The organism is Rahnella woolbedingensis, assembly GCF_003602095.1.
In the GTDB taxonomy this organism is placed as follows: domain Bacteria; phylum Pseudomonadota; class Gammaproteobacteria; order Enterobacterales; family Enterobacteriaceae; genus Rahnella; species Rahnella woolbedingensis.
The window spans coordinates 1-1,339 of the sequence record NZ_RAHH01000083.1 but is presented as its reverse complement, the minus strand read 5'-3'; the positions used below and the strand labels follow the sequence as shown (position 1 = coordinate 1,339).

The 1,339-nt window shown below is 44.2% G+C and carries 3 protein-coding genes; all 3 read left to right on the top strand.

The features are described from left to right. The first annotated feature begins 134 nt into the window (after positions 1-134). Positions 135-329 carry a YnbE family lipoprotein gene (locus D6C13_RS25280; protein WP_120135343.1) on the top strand — a complete coding sequence of 65 codons (195 nt, stop codon included), beginning with the start codon at positions 135-137 and terminating at the stop codon, positions 327-329. A gap of 17 nt (positions 330-346) precedes the next feature. After that, positions 347-706, top strand: a complete 360-nt coding sequence (locus tag D6C13_RS25275) for a YdbL family probable chaperone protein (RefSeq protein ID WP_244212818.1) — start codon at positions 347-349, stop codon at positions 704-706. Between the two features lie 222 nt (positions 707-928). Next, on the top strand, positions 929-1,339 hold a 411-nt coding region (gene tssD, locus D6C13_RS25270), incomplete at its 3' end, for a type VI secretion system tube protein TssD (RefSeq protein ID WP_120135342.1).

The following is a 1,339-nucleotide window of genomic DNA, read 5'->3' as shown; positions in this document are numbered from 1 at the left end:
CTTTGGCGCAGTTTGCGCTTTGGCGACAATCTTCAGGAATGGCTGCAACAGCAGATGTCTTTGCCTGCGAAGGCGCTGTCGAAAAGCCCGCCTATTAATGGGCAGAAAAAAGATCCAACAGTGAGGAAGGAACAATGAAACTGCAACTTGCAGGACTGTGCGTGGCGCTCTGCGCAGTGATGCTCAGCGGATGTGTGCCACGTATCGAACTGGCCGCGCCGAAAGAGCCGATCACTATCAACATGAACGTGAAAATTGAACATGAAATTCATATCAAAGTGGATAAAGACGTCGACGATCTGCTGAAAAATAAGAGTGATTTGTTCTAGGAGCCTGTATGTCCGCGATGTTTTTTAAAAAAAGCAGCATCAACACTTTTAGCATCAAAAGAAGCAGCCTGATGTTACTGGCCGGGGGACTACTGTTTTGCAGTCAGGCGTTTGCCTTAACGCTCAATGAAGCGAAACAGCAGGGACGCGTAGGCGAAACGCTCTCAGGCTATCTGGCACCGTTAAAACAGGATGCCGAATCCATCGCGCTGGCTGACCGCATAAACGATGCGAGAAAGCAGCAATATCAGCAGGTGGCGCAGGACAATAATGTCAGCACCGACGACGTCGCAAAACTCGCCGGCCAGAAACTGGTCGCCAGAGCCGGAAAGGGCGAATATGTGCGGGGCATTAACGGGCAGTGGTTGCAGAAGTAAAAGGTTAAATACTATTTAATGGGGCAGGGAGTTAATTTCGGCCCGTGATATATCTTCTTTAAATTAGCTTATTCTGATAGCTGTATCGCCATTCAATAAAGTAAATGGCACCCTCCTTGAATTCCTGATATAAAAATGATTAATAGAGTGAATATGCATTAGTGTGATGAATATTATTTTATAACTCAGTTAATTAATCAATAAATCAAAAGGAATTTGAGAATGGCAAATCTAATCTACGTCAAAATCATTGGGCAGAAACAAGGTTTAATTTCAGCAGGATGTTCAACGTATGACTCTGTAGGAAACAGATTTCAGCGCGCTCACAGGGATGAAATTATTGTGCTTCATTTTGATCACGAAATTGTGAGAAGTCAGAATGTGAAACACAGACCGGTGAGTTTTATTAAGCTGATAGATAAGTCGACGCCATTAATAGGAATGGCCATCGCCAGTAACGAAAAAATGGATTTGTTTTTTGATTTTTACAGAACGTCTTCAGTGGGTGCTCAGGAAAAACATTTTACGATAGAGGTCAGAGGGGCAACGATTGAACGACACAGCATCAGGGCGCCACATTTACTGGATGCTCCGGATAAAGAGCCCGAAGAAATGATTTCAGTCGTGTATGAA